Raw genomic sequence first — 19,545 nt, 5'->3', positions numbered from 1 at the left:
AACTGACAAGGACGGGACTGAGTTTTTAGTAACATATGTATATTATTTATTTAATGCCTGTCCAAATAGTCCAATAATCATTTTCAACAATATTGGTTAAAGAGGGAAGGGAGCTCTCTATATGATCAACAAGGTAAGCTATTTCTTTATCACTTAGTTCATGCAAAATAGAACGTCCTTTTCGCAATCGAAAATCATTCGCTAATTGTGAAAAATCGTTATACGTGGTGCGTTTTTCTAAAAGAGAAAATGTTTGTACATGCTTAAATCCGGCCTCCTTAAACCCATTAATCACATTATGAGTATCAGGTCTTCGCTGGCTTTCAAAGTCACGTAAATGCGGGTAGACGTCAAAAATATAACCACGAATATGTTCAGGTGAGCCGGGCAGATTAATATCCTGAACTGTCCGATCCTGTAAAATATATATCCCCCCTGATCGCAATAAACGATGAGCCTCACCAAAACAGAGTACTCTATCTTCTTCGTTGATATGATGAATAAGTGCCCGTTCGAATATAATATCCTGACTGTTTGCGGGAAGCCCCGTATTGAGGGCATTTCCTTTTTTGAGGATAATATTTTTCAACTCCTGAGTATTCTCAGCCGCATCAGCCAGCATTTGATCTGAGAAATCAACGCAAGTGACGCTCTTTGCTCCCAGATTAGCCCATGCCCGAGAGTAAATCCCACCTCCACAGCCAATATCTGCGATATCTTTACCTTTAGCATCAGTCAAACTATGGATAATATCGTACCATTCCTGTTGTGCATCGCGTCCAAGATAAGTATGCCTGTTCTCTTTTGCATTAAAATCAATTGCCATTTGAGTTTCCTTCATTATTGGGTTGACTAAATGAATTTCAAATATCGGCCTCAATTAAGTGACGGTGTCACCAAAAAATCTTTCAATGTCAGTCCAATTCCCGCAATCAGACAGCTTCCTAAAGTGAACACCGTAGCGATAATACTATGTTGAGTTAACTGCGCAGTCGCAATAGGGAGTAAGAATAAAATTGTCAGATTATTGAAACTTTCTGATACTGCTAATATCTGGCCCTTATTTTGTTTAGCCCGATTCGCCAGAATAGAGGTGCTGACAGGGGCTGCAATTCCTTGTGCATAACCCCATAACATTAGGCAACTCAGGCTGAAAAACAGGGAAAATGGCATTAGCATAAATACCATGCAAGCCACGAAAATTAAGGTTATTGCAAACAGTAGTATGTATTCATCCCGAATACCTCTACGCTTCACAAAAGTTATGGATAAATTGCCAATGCCAAGCCCGATACCAAATACGGATACAGATATACCAATAGTGTCCGTTGCTAAATCATAATAACGCCGCAATACTTCCCCAGATAAGATAAAAGCAGATACTGCCGTGCCATTCCAAAGTCCTTTTGCAATAAGAGGGCGGATTAAATAGCCCTGAGATATCCATTGAAACGTTACCGACTGGAGTTTTATTTTTTCTTTTTCTGAAGTTTGAGGAGCATTGTACTTTAGGTGTAATACGTGTTTTTGGCTTAAAATGCAGAGCAAAAAACACCCTGCTGCACTGATCAAGAATGGCATCTGCCAATTAAATATCTCAGTTAAAACACCTGCAAAGACAGGGCCAGTAACAATTCCTATCGTCATGCCGAGCATAACAATCCCCATTGCTGAAGCCTGTCTGTGAAGGGGAAAAGTCTCTGCAATCAAAGCAAAAACTGTTGGAATCAATGCAGCCGCTGCGATACCTCCAAAGATACGCAGTCCAATAGCAACGCCTAAATTGGGCGCTATAGTTAATAGCAGCCCATCCAGTGAAAGAAATAATAAAGATGCCAGCAACAATTTAGGCCGGTTTATCCTATCTGATAACCAACCAAAAACGGGTGCCATAAGCGAATAAGAGAAAGCATAACCCGATACCAACCAGGCTGTTTTATCTGTTGTTGTGTCAAACGCCTCAGCCAATGGCAGGAGTATAGGAGCTAACATAAATTCTGTCGTACCGATGAAAAATACAGCACATGAAAATACCAGCAAAATAAATGGTGAAACGACAGGCGATACCATACGTGGTGACATATTAAAGTCTCCTTAGTAAAAAATAGATTGTGTAGGGAAAGGTGAACGAGTGATGAATTTTTAAGCTAATGTGTTTCGTATGGAAAAATAGATACGGATGGATAGGGGGAGAGTTTGGGTAACGCAGATATTCAGATGAGTTAATTCGGATTCACTGCCAGCGATTGCCGGCAGTGAGGTTGGTTATTATTACTTATTTAGCAGAGGCTGCTTCAAGATCAAGTACGCTAATCGGACTTTCATTTTTTGCTACATCGTGACTGAATGCACAAACACGCCAAGGGGCTTCAGATTTAGCCAGATTGACTGGTCTCCATAAAGGACCATAACCTGATTTATCTTCACAATCCGTTGTTGCTTTAGGGCCGTATTTCACTTGTGCCATCCCTGAAAGTTCATATGGCTGAGCTTCAATCGTTACAAACCAATTATCAGTTCCGTGGTCGTCATAACGAATAGTGGGTTTAGTGGATGGTGGGGTATTATCAATTTCCCGCAACATCACAGATGCATCTTTTGCGTTCTGCCACTTACCAGCGCTATTCTGATGAATAGCACAGAGTTTATAGATACCTTCGCCTTCAGGTACCAGCAGGTTTTCCAGTGGTTTCTGGCTGGCAGAAATTGGAGCGCCATATCCGGTTGCATCTTTACAGTCAGTTTCACTGATTAATCCGACTTTATAGCGGATATTTTTGACATCAGCACCTTCTTTAATAACCACATCCCATTTCGCTTTCTCACCATCAACAACACTTTGAGTAATCCAAGGTGACCAAAACTGGCTTCTTTCTAAGAAGTTACCGCTATTATTTTCAAGTTTAGACAGATCCAGTTTATTATCTTTGGTGATTGCATTAGCAATAGAATCGACAGGAATAAAATAGCTTGCGCCTTCTGCCGAAACACCTTTATTGTCTTCAATCGTACAAGGTCTGCCACTTCCACAACCATTCATGCCTGGTTCGGTAGTCGTGTTTAGAATACCGATAACATCTGTTTTCCCTTTTTCAAAAACAGGGGAGCCAGACGTTCCGCCAACGACACCCGCACAGTTAACAGAGAAAACGGGAGACCACAGCCATGGAATTGAGCTTTCATAGAGTACAGGTGCTTTTCCGGTAATATCACATTCTGATTTCCTGATATAAGCGGAATCATAGTCAACATTATTAACAGGGATGTGAGTTAATACGATAGGCTGATGTTCCATTGCAAGATTTTTCTTCAACTTCATTGGATGATAGCCTTTTTGAGCCAAATCACCATAAGTTGTTTTCAATTGTAAGACAGCGATATCTTCATATTTCATGGTGGAATATAAAATACGGTCAACCTTTATTGGTGAGAGACTGTCTTTTTTATCAATGAAATAATCTGGTGTAAATTCCCAGTATTCAGATGCAGGTTGATCAACAATGACATCATTTGTATTGTCGCTATTTTCAACACAGTGACCTGCTGTTACGATTAGCGCTGGTGTATCTTTATCCGGTGTATTTTCGCCGGCAATCAGAGTGGCGGTACAATGCGAACCTCCCATAAATTTACCGACGGTTTTGAATTTATCAGCACCGGGATCAGTGGATTTCATTAATGGTGCCTCATTAGCCAAAGCATTTGAGCACGCTGCAATAGAAATTAAACTAGCTAATAGAGCTTTACGATAAGTCATAATTTTCCTCCTTTAGGTTATGTCGATGACTCGGAGGCTATTATCAGGATTAACATTAATAAGTTCTATTTAAGTGTTTTGTGCCCTTGTGTATACAAATCCGGTAAGTGAGAAATGAATAAGAAATAAAAGAAAAACTCACCGCCAGCTGGCGCTAACAGTGAGTTTGTTGATTTTTAATGATTTTTAATGACTAGAATTTCCAGTTGGCATTTAAGAACATACCATTGTCCTTATGACTACTTGATAAGACGCCGTTATACCCAAGAGATAATTGAGTATTTTCATTAATGCTCAGGGAAGTGCCGGCTTTAATGACTGCTGCATCACGCGCAGCGGAGACGCTGTTAACGGTAAACGACACATCGCTGTTGCTGAAACTCAGTTTACTGTCGCGTGCGACATTACCGAACTGATGTTGCCAGCCTAATTCACCATACATGCCGACAGTCAGTTGATCCTGCGTCTGCCAGTTCTGGTTTACACGTAAACCTAATGTCGAGAGTGTGGCATTTTTCGATTGTTTTTTACCGGTCAGGGCAGCGGCACCCCCTTTTTCATTGATGCCATCATTGCGGAAATTAACATGGGACAGGTTGGCGAAAGGTTCCAGATTCAGCCAATCTGAATTAACCCCGTAAGCGGCTTCCGCAAATAACTGACCGGTTTGCGCACCGTATTTGGCTTTCAGGTTGTCCGATTGATGACTAAAGGTCACTGAGCGCTCGGTATCAAACCGATGCCAGCTATAGGCTACACCGGTACGTAAGGCTAAAGCATCCAGTTGTTTGCTGCCATAAAAGGCCAGATGGACGTTATCACTGCCTGCGGAAGTGTTATCACCGCCACGCAGGGAAGAGCGGGTGAAACCGGTGGCCATACCGAGACGCAGATCATTGGTTAATTCCCGGTCTGCGCCCAGAAATACGCCGTAGTTAGACATACGATAACCATTGGCTTCACCGCTGTTATCAGCACGTTGCCAGTTACTGGTGATCTGTGCCCAGACTCCGTTTTGGTCAGCCTTGATATCCTGACTTGTTAATCCGCTGTCAGCCTGACGTAAACGGGTATTCAGAGTATCACGAAGATAACGACTGCCATTGATTTGTGCAGATGCGATATCGGCATGGATCTGACCGGAAGACAGTTGTTGAAATGCTTTGCCCGCTTGTTCCGAAGTATCCGACATCAGGATACTTTCATAAACCGGATGACCCAGATGCAATTTATCCGCTGCGTTGGCGATGGCGCGCTCATTGGCGGTTTTTGTCACACTGGCGAATGGGGTAGCGTTACGGTTGATATTCAGCATAACGCGATTAGGCTGGTAGCTCAGTTTCAGTTGTTTATCAATAAACAAATAATTTGGAGCCATTGTTACAGTTGCGAATTTACCAGTGATTTCACCGCTTGTTTGTAGGATGTTATGTGGATTAAGTAGACTACTAACTTCTTTCTCTGCGAGTAGGTTACTATTATTTTCTAGCCAGACGTGTACCGAACCGCCTCTTAATTCCGCTGATCCGTGGCTTGAAATTCGATCAATTAACACTTGAGTATTTCTGGCAATATTAACCAGATAGTGTGAATTTTCCTCGAACGTCAGTGAACCAGTAGTACCGTTTCCGCTTAGTGAGGCCCCATTCTGTACTGTCACATCAGAAGTGATACCACCACTGATCTTTAACTGGCCTTGCTCTACTATTGTCGGGCCTTTATAGGTGCTGTTTTTACCCGTCAGTTCCAGTGTACCTTTTCCGGTTTTGGTTAACCCGCCGTGACCAGAAATATCATTACTCCAGTAGTCATAGGCACATTCGATACTGTCACATGTGCGTTCTACCGTTGTACCTTTTTCTACTACGCCGCCAATACCGACAATATTTGCGACAAACTGTGTATCTTCATAGGAATCACGAATATAAAACTCAGCAGGAATATCGTCCTTCGTGATAAACATTTTCGGGCCATTAATGGCATCTTTCAGGTTCAATAATCCCCAGCCATAGCGTGCGTCGATCCCTTTTTCACCCAAATCTGTCGCTGTGGTTTTTAGAACATCAGAAATTTGTCCCGCGGTCATATAAGGGAAGCGTTGCATCAGGACGGCAGCGGCTCCGGCGACATGCGGTGCTGCCATTGATGTACCATCATAGCTATCATAGGAAGGGGCGATTTCAACTTTAAGCTCGCCTTTATTTAGAGCATCTTTATGTATTTCATCAACGAACTTACCTGTGCTACTGTAAATGCCTGTGCCCGGTGCGGATAAACAATAACTGGCAGTATATCCACAAATAGTTGATGATAGCCTCAGAACATTTTCCTGAGTCAGATTGGTGACATTAAGATAATTTTTTAATACGTCAGGGAAGAAGTATGGCATACCCGCATCTAACCAAGTGACGTTATAGTTATTGGTATTTCCCGCAGCAAAAACAACTAATTTTCCATGACGTGCAGCACGTAATAAACCTGCTGTAGCGGGTATATTAGCAGTTATATCGTCGAATGTTTCTGGGCGTGTTTCTGGGATTGGTGAACGGCTTGACTGTTCCAATTTCTCTCTAATGAAGTCTCCGTATTCCCTGACTCCGTCCAGCGTAACTTGAACATAATCCCACGTACCATCTGGGCGTATTATCGGTTTACCGTCAGCATCCAGATTAATCCAAATAGGAGCACTCCAGCTATTATTGATAATCCGAGCATTACTTTGGATCATCGCTTCTGTACGGTTATATTGACTATCTAAAAATTTTGCAGTAATCAAGCCAGCATCAAATGCGACCCCATGCATATGTTTACCGTCTCGGTTTGCCGCAATAATACCTGAGACATGATTTCCATGAGCGCCGAAAGTGATATTGCCAGAATTTTTGTCTACATCATAGTTCAAGGTATCTTCAGGGCTTAATATTTCAACTTTGTCTGCAAATTCTGGATGAGGAGTTACAGCTTCATCCAGAACGCCCACATTAATCCCTTTACCCGTATAACCACGAGCATAAGCATAATGCGCCCCAATAGCCGTTAATCCCCACTGGTGTTTAAACTCATTCGATAACCAACTATCTGGTGCATTTAGCTGACCCTGTTCCTGATATCTGTTATCAGCCATTGATGCGGTAGTAGGTAAAAGTCCACATAAAAATGATATCCACAAAACAATAGGTTTTACGGAATTGTTTTTTTTCATAGCAATAAGCCTGTTTCTCATATAGTGAATTATTTTGAATGACAGATTAATAAATCACCAATCAAAAATATTTATAATAAAATCTGATTTAAAACTATATGTTGCTGGCAGCATCAGTTTGTCATCGGAATGAACAATCATTTCGGGAGTAGTTCTGATAATGGTGATTAATACTTTGGGGAATAATATTAATTTCCTGCCAGTGGTCTATTATAAAATAATAAGTAGAGACTAAAAGCAAGGAGTAATTTAACTTAAAGCTTATGATTTTAATGGTTTTTCCATTTTGAGTGCGTATGATTAGCTTAATTTAATCAATGTGTTATATCGTTATTTGAGATTCTTCCTTGAAATAAAAAAATACTTCAAACTGATTTGATTTCTATTTTTTTTGTTTATACAGTTAATGTTTCCATAAGTTATCAAATGAAAATAAGTTTCACAAATAAAGATGGATAAAACTTTATCTGATATTTTATCCATCCTATTTATATTAGACATGAAATTGATAAGGACGGTTTATTTTTCAGGGATTGAGAATATTCTTATGCCAACGAAATTCTCAAACATAGTAAAAATTTATCGTGTGATTTTTTCTTAACTGCATGTACTGCTGTGAAAGAAGATAATGAAAGAGAAAATAACAAACTCACTGCCAGCCATCACCAGCAGTGAGTTTGTTGATTTAAATAATTTTTATTGGCTAGAATTTCCAGTTGGCATTTAAGAAAACGCCGTTATCTTTGTGACCACGTGATAAGACACCGTTGTAGCCCACTGATAACTGGGTATTTTCATTAATACTCAGGGAAGTGCCGGCTTTGATGACCGCCGCATCACGCGCAGCGGAGACGCTGTTAACGGTAAATGACACATCGCTGTTGCTGAAACTCAATTTACTATCGCGTGCGACATTACCGAACTGATGTTGCCAGCCTAATTCACCATACATGCCGACCGTCAGTTGATCCTGCGTCTGCCAGTTCTGGTTTACACGTAAACCTAATGTCGAGAGGGTGGCATTCTGCGACTGTTTTTTACCGGTCAGGGCAGCAGCACCACCGTGTTCATTGATACCATCATTGCGGAAATTAACATGGGACAGGTTGGCGAAAGGCTCCAGATTCAGCCAGTCCGGATTGATACCGTAAGCCGCTTCCGCAAATAACTGCCCGGTTTGCGCACCGTATTTGGCTTTCAGGTTGTCCGATTGACGACCGAAAGCCACTGAGCGCTCGGTATCAAACCGGTGCCAGCTATAAGCAACGCCGGTACGCAAGGCCAGTGCATCCAACTGTTTGCTGCCATAAAAAGCCAGATGGAAATTGTCACTGCCCGCGGAAGTATTATCACCGCCACGCAGGGAAGAGCGGGTGAAACCGGTGGCCATACCGAGACGCAGGTCATTAGCTACTTCCCGATCGGCGCCCAGAAATACGCCGTAGTTAGACATGCGATAACCGTTGGCGTCACTGTTGTTGTTAGTCCGTTGCCAGTTACTGGTGATCTGCGCCCAGACCCCGTTTTGGTCAGCCTTGATATCCTGACTGGCTAATCCGCTGTCTGCCTGACGCAGACGGGTATTCAAAGTATCACGCAGGTAACGGCTGCCATTGATTTGTGCAGACGCGATATCGGCATGGATCTGGCCGGAAGATAATTGCTGGAAGGCTTTGCCCGCCTGTGCCGCCGTATCTGACATCAGGATACTTTCATAAACCGAGTGACCCAGATGCAATTTCTCCGCCGCATTGGCGATGGCGCGCTCATTGGCGGTTTTTGTCACACTGGCAAATGGGGTGGCATTACGGTTGATATCCAGCAGAACGCGATTAGGCTGGTAGTTCAGTTGAGTGCCAATGAACAGGTAATCAGGTGAAGCGGCAGTAAACTGACCATTAATACCTTTGTTTGCCTGTAGGATAGTGTATTGCTGACCCAGCAAGCTGCGGACTTCGGGTTTAGAGAGCAGGTTGCTGCTGTTTTCTAACCTAACGTCAACCTTGCCACCGTTTAATGTGGCTAAACCGTCAGCATAAATACGGTCACTCGACCCAGCGGTATTTCTGGCGACTTCCACAAGGTAATTTGAACCTGCGTCAAAAGTCACATCGTTGTTAACTTTCAGTGTCCCAATTAAATCAGTATTCATGGGGCCCACATTACCGGGGGCAATGTAAGAGCCGGTTTTAGCGATAAGTGAACCGACAGCCCCGTTTCCGCTGAAGGTAGCACCCTTATGTACCGTTACCTCAGAAACGATGCCGCCACTGACCTGTAACTGGCCCTGTTCAACTAGGGTAGGACCTTGATAGGTGCTATTTTTACCGGTCAGTTCCAGCATGCCTTTACCGGTTTTGGTTAACCCACCGTGACCGGAAATATCATTACGCCAGTAGTCATAGGTACATTCGATGCTGTTGCAGACTCGTTCTACCGTTGTGCCTGCTTCTACTTTTTCCCCCATGCCGACGATATTGGCGACAAATTGCGTATCGGTATAGGAATCCTCAATATAAAATTCAGCGGGAATATCGTCCTTCGTGATAAACATTTTCGGGCCATCAATGGCATCTTTCAGGTTAAGCATGCCCCAGCCGGAAAATTCATGGATCCTTTTGCCTTCTTTATTAATGATGGTTGCGGTAGTTTTAAGAACATCAGAAATTTGTCCCGCCGTCATATAAGGGAAGCGTTGCATCAGGACAGCCGCAGCTCCGACGACATGAGGCGCAGCCATAGATGTTCCCGTCTTGAGACCATAGGAAGAGTCAATTTCAAGCTCCCCTCTATTCAGCGCACCTTCGTTTATTGCACCACCTGATTTTGGAACGAATTCACCGGTGCTACTGTAAACTAGGGTGCCCGGTGCAGATAAGCAATAGCTGGCGGTATATCCACAACGGGTTGATGACAGAGCCAGCTCCTTGTCCTGTGTTATGTTGGCGACACTGAGATAGTTTTTCAAAACGTCAGGGAAGAAGAATGGTATGCCTGCATCTATCCAGGTAACGTTATAGTTGTTGGCATTTCCGGCAGAACGAACAACTAATTTATGATGGCGTGCTGCACGTAATAAACCCGCTGTACCGGAGAGCTCGTCGTATATCTCAGGGATTGGTGAATGGCTTAAATGATCCAATATTCCTTTAATCGGTTCCATTTCGTTAATAACATGAGCTAATGTCACCTGCTTATATTTTACTGTCCCATTCGGCCAGCGTCTGGGGTTACCCCGTTCATCTACTTCATAACCAGGCCTAACGCCCCAACTATTATTGATGACCCGAACATTACTTTGGATCATCGCTTCTGTGCGATTATGATAATTACCCAAAAATTTTGCAGTAACCAAGTCGGCATCAAATGCGACTCCATGCATCTCCTTGCCGTCCCGGTTTGCGACAATAGTGCCGGCGACATGGTTACCATGATTGCCGAAAGAGATATTGCCAGATTTATCGTCATCATATTTATAACTCACAATATCTGCCGGGCTTAATATTTTAAGCTTGTTTGCGAACTCAGCATGAGGTGTTACGGCCTGATCAAGCACCCCGACAGTGATCCCTTTCCCGGTATAACCGCGGGCATAGGCGTAATGCGCACCAATAGCTGTTAATCCCCACTGGCGTTTAAATTCTTCTGATAACCAGCTATCCGGCGAATTTAACTGCCCCTGTTCTTGATACCCGCTATCAGCGATGGCGACGGTAGCAGGTGAAAGCCCACACAATAATGTTATCCACAAAACAAGAGGTTTTACTGAGTTGTTTTTTTTCATAGTGATAAGCCTGTTTTTCATATAATCGATTTATACACAAAGAAAAACTCACTGCCTGCCAGCAGTGAGTGGGATTTTTTTACTGACTAGAATTTCCAGTTGGCATTTAAGAAAACGCCGTTATCTTTGTGACCACGTGATAAGACACCGTTGTAGCCCACTGATAATTTGGTATTTTCATTAATACTCAGGGAAGTTCCGGCTTTGATGATTGCTGCATCACGCGCAGCGGAGACGCTGTTAACGGTAAATGACACATCGCTGTTGCTGAAACTCAGTTTACTGTCGCGTGCGACATTACCGAACTGATGTTGCCAGCCTAATTCACCATACATGCCGACCGTCAGTTGATCCTGCGTCTGCCAGTTCTGGTTCACACGCAAACCTAATGTCGAGAGGGTGGCATTCTGCGATTGTTTTTTCCCGGTCAGGGCAGCGGCACCACCGTGTTCATTGATGCCATCATTGCGGAAATTAACCTGGGACAGGTTGGCGAAAGGCTCCAGATTCAGCCAGTCCGGATTGATACCGTAAGCCGCTTCCGCAAATAACTGACCAGTTTGCGCACCGTATTTGGCTTTCAGGTTGTCCGATTGACGACCGAAGGCCACTGAGCGCTCGGTATCAAACCGGTGCCAGCTATAAGCAATGCCGGTACGCAAGGCCAGCGCATCCAGCTGTTTGCTGCCATAAAAGGCCAGATGGAAGTTGTCACTGCCTGCGGAAGTATTATCACCACCACGCAGGGAAGAGCGGGTGAAACCGGTGGCCATACCGAGACGCAGGTCATTGGCTACTTCCCGATCTGCGCCCAGAAATACGCCGTAGTTAGACATGCGATAACCGTTGGCTTCACTATTGTTGTTGGTGCGTTGCCAGTTACTGCTGATCTGTGCCCAGACCCCGTTTTGGTCAGCCTTGATATCCTGACTGGCTAATCCGCTGCCTGCCTGACGCAGACGGGTATTCAAAGTATCACGAAGGTAACGGCTGCCATTAATTTGTGCTGACGCGATATCGGCATGGATCTGGCCGGAAGATAATTGCTGGAAGGCTTTGCCCGCCTGTGCCGCCGTATCTGACATCAGGATACTTTCATAAACCGAGTGACCCAGATGCAATTTCTCCGCCGCATTGGCAATGGCGCGCTCATTGGCGGTTTTGGTCACACTGGCAAATAGAGTGGCATTACGATTGATATCTAACATGACGCGATCAGGCTGGTAGCGCAGTTGAGTGCCAATGAACAGGTAATCAGGTGAAACGGCAGTAAACTGACCATTAATGCCTTTGTTTGCCTGTAGGATAGTGTATTGCTGACCCAGCAGGCTGCGGACTTCGGGTTTAGAGAGCAGGTTGCTGCTGTTTTCTAACCTAACGTCAACCTTACCACCGTTTAACTTGGCTAAACCGTCAGCATAAATGCGGTCACTCAACCCTGTGGTATTTCTGGCGACTTCAACAAGGTAATTTGAGCCTGCGTCAAAAGTCACACCGTTGTTAACTTTCAGTGTGCCGATTAAATCAGTATTCATGGGGCCCACATTACCGGGAGCAATGTAAGAGCTGGTTTTAGCGATGAGTGAACCAATCGTACCATTTCCGCTCAGTGTGGCACCTTCATGTACCGTCACCTCAGAAGTGATGCCGCCACTGACCTGCAACTGGCCCTGTTCAACGAGTGTCGGGCCTTGATAGGTGCTGTGTTTACCAGTCAGTTCCAGCATGCCTTTACCGGTTTTGGTTAACCCGCCATGACCGGAAATATCATTACGCCAGTAGTCATAGGTACATTCGATGCTGTCGCAGATGCGTTCTACCGTTGTGCCTGCTTCTACTTTTTCCCCCATGCCGACGATATTGGCGACAAATTGCGTATCGGTATAGGAATCCTCAATATAAAATTCAGTGGGAATATCGTCCCTTGTGATAAACATTTTTGGGCCATCAATAGCATCTTTCAGGTTGAGCATGCCCCAGCCATAGAGCTTGTCGATGCCTTTTTCACCCAAGTCTGTTGCCGTAGTTTTGAGAACATCAGAAATTTGTCCCGCCGTCATATAAGGGAAGCGTTGCATCAGGACAGCCGCAGCTCCGGCAACGTGCGGTGCTGCCATAGATGTACCCGTCTTGAAACCATAGGAAGAGTCAATCTCAAAATTCCCTTCATTCAGGTCATTTTTATTTATGTGAGTGCCTGTTTTTGAAATAAACTTACCGGTACTACTGTAAATATCTGTACCGGGAGCAGATAAGCAATAGCTGGCGGTATATCCACAACTGGTTGATGACAGAGCCAGCCCCTTTTCCTGAGTCAGGTTGGCGACACTGAGATAGTTTTTCAGGACCTCAGGAAAGAAGTACGGCATACCCGCATCAATCCAGGTAATGTTATAGTTATTGGAATTTCCGGCCGCAAAAACCACGAGTTTTCCATGGCGCGCTGCACGTAATAAACCTGCTGTCGCGGAGTTATCGTCGAATGCTTCAGGAATTGGTGAACGGCTTAACTGATCCAATTCATTTCGAATTGACTCTCCATGTTTCCTGATCTGTTCCATAGTAAATTGAACATAATCCCACGTACCATCGGGTCGCCTTATTGGCTTACCGTTCGAATCTTGTTTACGTTCAGGGGGAACTCCCCAACTGTTGTTAATAATCCGGGCGTTACTCTGGATCATCGCTTCTGTGCGATTCTGATAACTACCCAAAAATTTTGCAGTAACCAAATCGGCATCAAATGCGACTCCATGCATCTCTTTGCCGTCCCGGTTTGCCGCAATAGTGCCGGCGACATGGTTACCATGATTGCCGAACAGAATTAAATACCCATAAAAAGGATCGTCAAAATTGACCTGATCTTCCGGGCTTAATCTTCTCAGTTTGTTTGCGAATTCAGCATGAGGCGTTACGGCTTGATCAAGTATCCCGACAGTGATCCCTTTTCCGGTATAACCACGGGCATAGGCATAATGCGCACCAATGGCCGATAATCCCCATTGGCGTTTAAACTCTTCTGATAACCAGCTATTCGGCGAATTTAACTGCCCCTGTTCTTGATACCCGTTATCAGCGATGGCAGCAGTAGCAGGTAAAAGTCCACACAATAATGTCACCCACAAAACAAGAGGTTTTACGGAATTGTTTTTTTTCATAGCGGTAAGTCCGTTTTTCATATAATGGATTTATACATAAAGAAAAACTCACTGCCTGCCAGCAGTGAGTTGGGATTGTTTACTGACTAAAATTTCCAGTTGGCATTTAAGAAAACGCCGTTATCTTTGTGACCACGTGATAAGACACCGTTGTAGCCCACTGATAATTGGGTGTTTTCATTAATACTCAGAGAAGTCCCGGCTTTGATGACCGCCGCATCACGCGCAGCGGAGACGCTGTTGACGGTAAATGACACATCGCTGTTGCTGAAACTCAATTGACTGTCACGTGCTATATTACCGAACTGATGTTGCCAGCCTAATTCGCCATACATGCCGACAGTCAGTTGATCCTGCGGCTGCCAGTTCTGGTTCACACGCAAACCTAATGTCGAGAGGGTGGCATTTTTCGATTGTTTTTTACCGGTCAGGGCAGCAGCACCACCGTGTTCATTGATGCCATCATTGCGGAAATTAACATGGGACAGGTTGGCGAAAGGCTCCAGATTCAGCCAGTCCGGATTGATACCGTAAGCCGCTTCCGCAAATAACTGACCAGTTTGCGCACCGTATTTGGCTTTCAGGTTGTCCGATTGACGACCGAAGGCCACTGAACGCTCGGTATCAAACCGGTGCCAGCTATAAGCAACGCCGGTACGTAAGGCTAAAGCATCCAGTTGCTTGCTGCCATAAAAGGCCAGATGGAAGTTGTCACTGCCCGCGGAAGTATTATCACCACCACGCAGGGAAGAGCGGGTGAAACCGGTGGCCATACCGAGACGCAGGTCATTGGCTACTTCCCGATCGGCGCCCAGAAATACGCCGTAGTTAGACATGCGATAACCGTTGGCTTCACTGTTGTTGTTGGTGCGTTGCCAGTTACTGCTGATCTGCGCCCAAACCCCGTTTTGGTCAGCCTTGATATCCTGACTGGCTAATCCGCTGTCTGCCTGACGCAGACGGGTATTCAAAGTATCACGAAGGTAACGGCTGCCATTGATTTGGGCAGACGCGATATCGGCATGGATCTGGCCGGAAGATAATTGCTGGAAGGCTTTGCCCGCCTGTGCCGCCGTATCTGACATCAGGATACTTTCATAAACCGAGTGACCCAGATGCAATTTCTCCGCCGCATTGGCAATGGCGCGCTCATTGGCGGTTTTGGTCACACTGGCAAATGGGGTGGCATTACGGTTGATATCCAGCAGAACGCGATTAGGCTGGTAGTTCAGTTGAGTGCCAATGAACAGGTAATCAGGTGAAGCGGCAGTAAACTGACCATTAATACCTTTGTTTGCCTGTAGGATAGTGTATTGCTGACCCAGCAGGCTGCGGACTTCGGGTTTAGAGAGCAGGTTGCTGCTGTTTTCTAACCTAACGTCAACCTTGCCACCGTTTAATGTGGCTAAACCGTCAGCATAAATACGGTCACTCGACCCAGCGGTATTTCTGGCGACTTCAACAAGGTAATTTGAGCCTGCGTCAAAAGTCACACCGTTGTTAACTTTCAGTGTGCCGATTAAATCAGTATTCATGGGGCCCACATTACCGGGAGCAATGTAAGAGCCGGTTTTAGCGATGAGTGAACCAATCGTACCATTTCCGCTCAGTGTGGCACCTTCATGTACCGTCACCTCAGAAGTGATGCCGCCACTGACCTGCAACTGGCCCTGTTCAACGAGTGTCGGGCCTTGATAGGTGCTGTGTTTACCCGTCAGTTCCAGCATGCCTTTACCGGTTTTGGTTAACCCGCCATGACCGGAAATATCATTACGCCAGTAGTCATAGGTACATTCGATGCTGTCGCAGATGCGTTCTACCGTTGTGCCTGCTTCTACTTTTTCCCCCATGCCGACGATATTGGCGACAAATTGCGTATCGGTATAGGAATCCTCAATATAAAATTCAGCGGGAATATCGTCCCTTGTGATAAACATTTTCGGGCCATCAATGGCATCTTTCAGGTTGAGCATGCCCCAGCCGGAAAGTTCATGGATCCTTTTGCCTTCTTTATTAATAATGGTCGCTGTAGTTTTGAGGACATCAGAAATTTGTCCCGCGGTCATATAAGGGAAGCGTTGCATCAGGACAGCCGCAGCTCCAACGACATGTGGTGCCGCCATGGATGTGCCAGTGTAGGTATCATAGGAAGAGTCAATCTCAAGCTCTCCTCGATTCAGGGCACCTTCGTCTATTTTCTCTCCTGTTTTTGAAACAAACTTACCGGTACTACTGTAAATTCGGGTGCCCGGTGCAGATAAGCAATAGCTGGCGGTATATCCACAACTGGTTGATGACAGAGCCAGCTCCTTATCCTGCGTTATGTTGGCGACACTGAGGTAGTTTTTCAGGACGTCAGGAAAGAAATACGGCATACCCGCATGCAACCAGGTAGAGTTATAGTTGTTGGCATTTCCTGCCGCAAAAACAACTAATTTGTCATGTCGCGCAGCACGTAATAAGCCCGCTGTTCTGGTTGTATAATCATCTAATTCAGGAATTTCTGCTCGGCTTAAACGATCCAATTTCTCTCTAAGATTATTATCCCTAACATATTTACGGACATCCTCCAGAGTGATTTTAACATAATCCCAAGTACCATCTGGACGCCTTATCGGATTGCCGTATGCATCTCGCCTAATCTGAGGGCGAACCCCCCAACTGTTATTGATAACCCGGGCATTACTTTGGATCATCGCTTCAGTTCGGTTGTAGTCATTCTGTAAATATTTACCGGTAATCAAGCCAGCATCAAATGCAACTCCATGCATCCCTGTACCGTCCCGGTTTGCCGCAATAGTGCCGGCGACATGGTTACCATGAGCGCCGAACTCAATGATATCTGTCCAAATATCTTCGTCAAAGTTGACCGGATCTTCTGGGCTTAATCTTCTCAGTTTATTTGCAAATTCAGCATGAGGGGTTACTGCTTCATCCAGCACTCCGACATTGATCCCTTTCCCGGTATATCCACGGGCATAGGCATAATGTGCGCCAATAGTCGTCAGCCCCCACTGGCGTTTAAACTCTTCTGATAACCAGCTATCCGGTGAATTTAACTGCCCCTTTTCTTGATACCCGCTATCAGCGATGGCAGCAGTAGCAGGTAAAAGTCCACACAATAATGTCACCCACAAAACAATAGGTTTTACGGAATTGTTTTTTTTCATAGAAATAGGCCTATTTTCCATATAGTGGGGCGTTCCGATTTATTTTTAATAAATAATCAGAAGCCTCTTATAATAAAAAGTTGTTTTTTTACTTATATAACTGGCAACAAAACCCCATCCCACAATAAATGATTATTGTAGAAATAATTCTGATATTAGAAATTAATATACAAGGATTTAATATCAGCAGAATGCCAGCGAGTTTCTATGAAATAATATTTTCATCGCAAAGGCAAGGCTTAAATTAATCTAAATTAAACATTTTATTTACATATTATTAATTTTATTTTTCATTTAAAATCAACGATATGATTTTAATTTTCTTTATTTTACATTTATATACAAATAAATTTTATTACCTTTATAATAAAAAAAATACTTCAAGCTGATTTAATTTGTTTGTTTTTTATTTGTCTGGTTTATTTTTTAAATCCCATTGTTAATTTAATTTTATTATCTGTAATTATAATGAGATTTTATTTTTATAACTAAACTCATTTTCATTAATACACAGAAAAGTGGCTATTTAAAAACGTGATGATAGTTAATTAATCTGGATTCAGGTTTAACTCATAGTTTTATAAAACTAACAAGATGTTGATATGTGAAAAAATAGGCTGAAAAAGAGTTATCTGATTTTTCTTCACAATACGGTTTCAATATTGAAATAAAATATGGCTTCACAACTATCTGTCACTTTTTTAAATAACATAATTCTATAAAAATTTGAGGGGATCTGGGGTTTACTTCTGAAAGGAATGTCGTACGCAGTAGGGGGGATTTTTTACTCTACTAAAAAATAACTCCTTATACTCCAAATTTCATTAAACCTTCATTTATCATATCTGTATTCAAAAAAGAGGAAACATTGGAATAATAATGATCAGAAAATTTTTAAGCGAAGATATGGACACGGTTCTGATAATCTGGCTGGAGGCATCCATTAAAGCGCATCATTTCGTTGCGGCTGATTTTTGGCAATCCCAGATAGAAAACATGAGGAATATCTATATTCCGGCATCTGAAGTATATGTTTATACTCAAAACCAAAAGGTCATCGGTTTTTATGCGTTACATAATGATATATTAGCTGCAATTTTTGTATCACCTGATAGTCAGGGGCAGGGTGTGGGTAAGGAATTGATCATGGATGCTAAAAATCGCAGAACTGAACTTACCCTGTCCGTCTATCAGGAAAATAAAAGCAGTTATAATTTTTACCTGTCACAAGGTTTTTACGTAGCGGAAGAGGGTAAAGATGAGGCAACAGGGCATTCTGAATATGTGATGCATTTTCGCAATTAAATACGCCTACCCTATAAAACAGAGCCGATTACGGGTTGATATGAGGATAGATTCCATAATGGATAAAATAGTCACTGATATTACTGAACTTGAGCAAATTTACGGAAAACCAGTAGGAGCTTCTGTATTTAAAGAAACTGACCATATTCATCCGGCTTATCGGCCATTTATTGAAGCAGCACCATTTGCCATGTTGGCGACTGCGGGTGAAGACGGGCTGGATGCTTCACCACGGGGAGATCAGCCGGGATTTATTCATATCGAGGATAAAAAGACGCTGATTTTGCCTGATCGAAGGGGAAATAATCGTATTGATAGCCTGCGTAATATTCTGCATGATAATCGGGTTGCATTGTTACTGTTAATTCCGGGTATTGGCGAAACACTGCGTATTAATGGTCGGGCAGAAATTCTGGTTACGCCGTCAATATTAGAACGTTTTGCCCATCGTAATATTTTACCGCAATCTGTATTGCGGATTACGGTTGATGCAGTTTTCTTCCAATGCAGCCGCGCCATTATGCGTTCAGGTTTATGGGATGCGTCAACTCAGATTGATCGTAGTGCCTTACCCAGCCCGGGCTATGTTCTCAAGGCATTGAGCAAAAGTGAGTTTGATGATGTTGAATACGATACTCACTTAGATCAGCGACTGAAAGACAATTTGTACTAATTTATTCAGGCTTCGCTAAGAATCCTTTATCCCGGTCCATAGCCGGGATATTTCTCAGAACGCTACACATACCGGCGCATCTACCCGCATTACTGAATCTTGCGCAAATTGCTGTTTATAGCTGCTGCGTAGCGCCTCGATATTTGTTTCGCTTTCCTTGCCTGAGGAATGGATTAACAATAACGCTTTGCTGTTTTCACGTGCCAGTTTGCCGTCGTGACCTAACCACTGTCCGTTAGCGTCAAACACTGACAATCCATCTTTAAAACGCGGGGTGACCTGTTGGTCAATAAATGTTTGCCACTCGGTGGCGGTAATTACCGGCCCTGACGGACGGTTCAGGCCAAAGTAGAGCGTCGTCTGGATCATGGCTTCGCCAGTACGACAAATCGGCGAGGGCGTTGGTGAAATAGTATTACGATTTGATGCTGCACAGCTGCTTAACAACATGGCGGTGACTACGGTGGCAACCAGTATTGGAATCTTTTTCATGTAC

10 protein-coding genes are annotated in these 19,545 nt (G+C 43.8%); 2 read left to right on the top strand and 8 right to left on the bottom strand.

The window, feature by feature from the left end; all coding sequences use genetic code 11:
• Positions 1–46: 46 nt before the first annotated feature.
• The 7 genes from AAC855_RS04750 to AAC855_RS04720 all read right to left on the bottom strand — a co-directional run bounded on the left by AAC855_RS04750 (position 47) and on the right by AAC855_RS04720 (position 17,071).
• Positions 47–826 (bottom strand): class I SAM-dependent methyltransferase, encoded by a 780-nt coding sequence (locus AAC855_RS04750; RefSeq protein WP_340608480.1) that lies wholly within the window; start codon positions 824–826, stop codon positions 47–49.
• Positions 827–876: 50 nt separating this feature from the next.
• Positions 877–2,082 (bottom strand): MFS transporter, encoded by a 1,206-nt coding sequence (locus tag AAC855_RS04745; protein WP_340608479.1) that lies wholly within the window; start codon positions 2,080–2,082, stop codon positions 877–879.
• Between the two features lie 193 nt (positions 2,083–2,275).
• Positions 2,276–3,757, bottom strand: a complete 1,482-nt coding sequence (locus AAC855_RS04740; RefSeq protein ID WP_340608478.1) for a trypsin-like serine peptidase — start codon at positions 3,755–3,757, stop codon at positions 2,276–2,278.
• Between the two features lie 193 nt (positions 3,758–3,950).
• Positions 3,951–6,959 (bottom strand): autotransporter domain-containing protein, encoded by a 3,009-nt coding sequence (locus AAC855_RS04735; protein ID WP_340608477.1) that lies wholly within the window; start codon positions 6,957–6,959, stop codon positions 3,951–3,953.
• A gap of 703 nt (positions 6,960–7,662) precedes the next feature.
• A complete protein-coding gene (locus AAC855_RS04730) occupies positions 7,663–10,743 on the bottom strand; it encodes an autotransporter domain-containing protein (RefSeq protein WP_340608476.1) in 3,081 nt (1,026 codons plus the stop codon).
• 86 nt (positions 10,744–10,829) lie between these two features.
• A complete protein-coding gene (locus AAC855_RS04725) occupies positions 10,830–13,901 on the bottom strand; it encodes an autotransporter domain-containing protein (RefSeq protein ID WP_340608472.1) in 3,072 nt (1,023 codons plus the stop codon).
• 86 nt (positions 13,902–13,987) lie between these two features.
• Positions 13,988–17,071, bottom strand: coding sequence for an autotransporter domain-containing protein (locus tag AAC855_RS04720; protein ID WP_340608471.1), 3,084 nt, complete (start codon positions 17,069–17,071; stop codon positions 13,988–13,990).
• A gap of 879 nt (positions 17,072–17,950) precedes the next feature.
• On the opposite strand from AAC855_RS04720, the gene AAC855_RS04715 reads away from it, so the two are divergent.
• Together AAC855_RS04715 and AAC855_RS04710 are read left to right on the top strand one after the other, a co-directional pair.
• Entirely contained in the window at positions 17,951–18,376 is a 426-nt protein-coding gene (locus tag AAC855_RS04715; RefSeq protein ID WP_340608470.1) for an N-acetyltransferase, read from the top strand.
• A 58-nt stretch (positions 18,377–18,434) separates the two neighbouring features.
• Positions 18,435–19,049 carry a pyridoxamine 5'-phosphate oxidase family protein gene (locus AAC855_RS04710; RefSeq protein ID WP_255712116.1) on the top strand — a complete coding sequence of 205 codons (615 nt, stop codon included), beginning with the start codon at positions 18,435–18,437 and terminating at the stop codon, positions 19,047–19,049.
• A gap of 54 nt (positions 19,050–19,103) precedes the next feature.
• Here AAC855_RS04710 and AAC855_RS04705 read toward each other — a convergent pair whose 3' ends face one another.
• Positions 19,104–19,541 (bottom strand): DUF3574 domain-containing protein, encoded by a 438-nt coding sequence (locus tag AAC855_RS04705; protein WP_340608469.1) that lies wholly within the window; start codon positions 19,539–19,541, stop codon positions 19,104–19,106.
• Positions 19,542–19,545 lie beyond the last annotated feature (4 nt).

Source organism: Xenorhabdus bharatensis, from assembly GCF_037996705.1.
GTDB classification, from domain to species: domain Bacteria; phylum Pseudomonadota; class Gammaproteobacteria; order Enterobacterales; family Enterobacteriaceae; genus Xenorhabdus; species Xenorhabdus bharatensis.
Note: the sequence above shows the minus strand (reverse complement) of the source record. Positions and strands in the feature narration are given on the sequence as shown.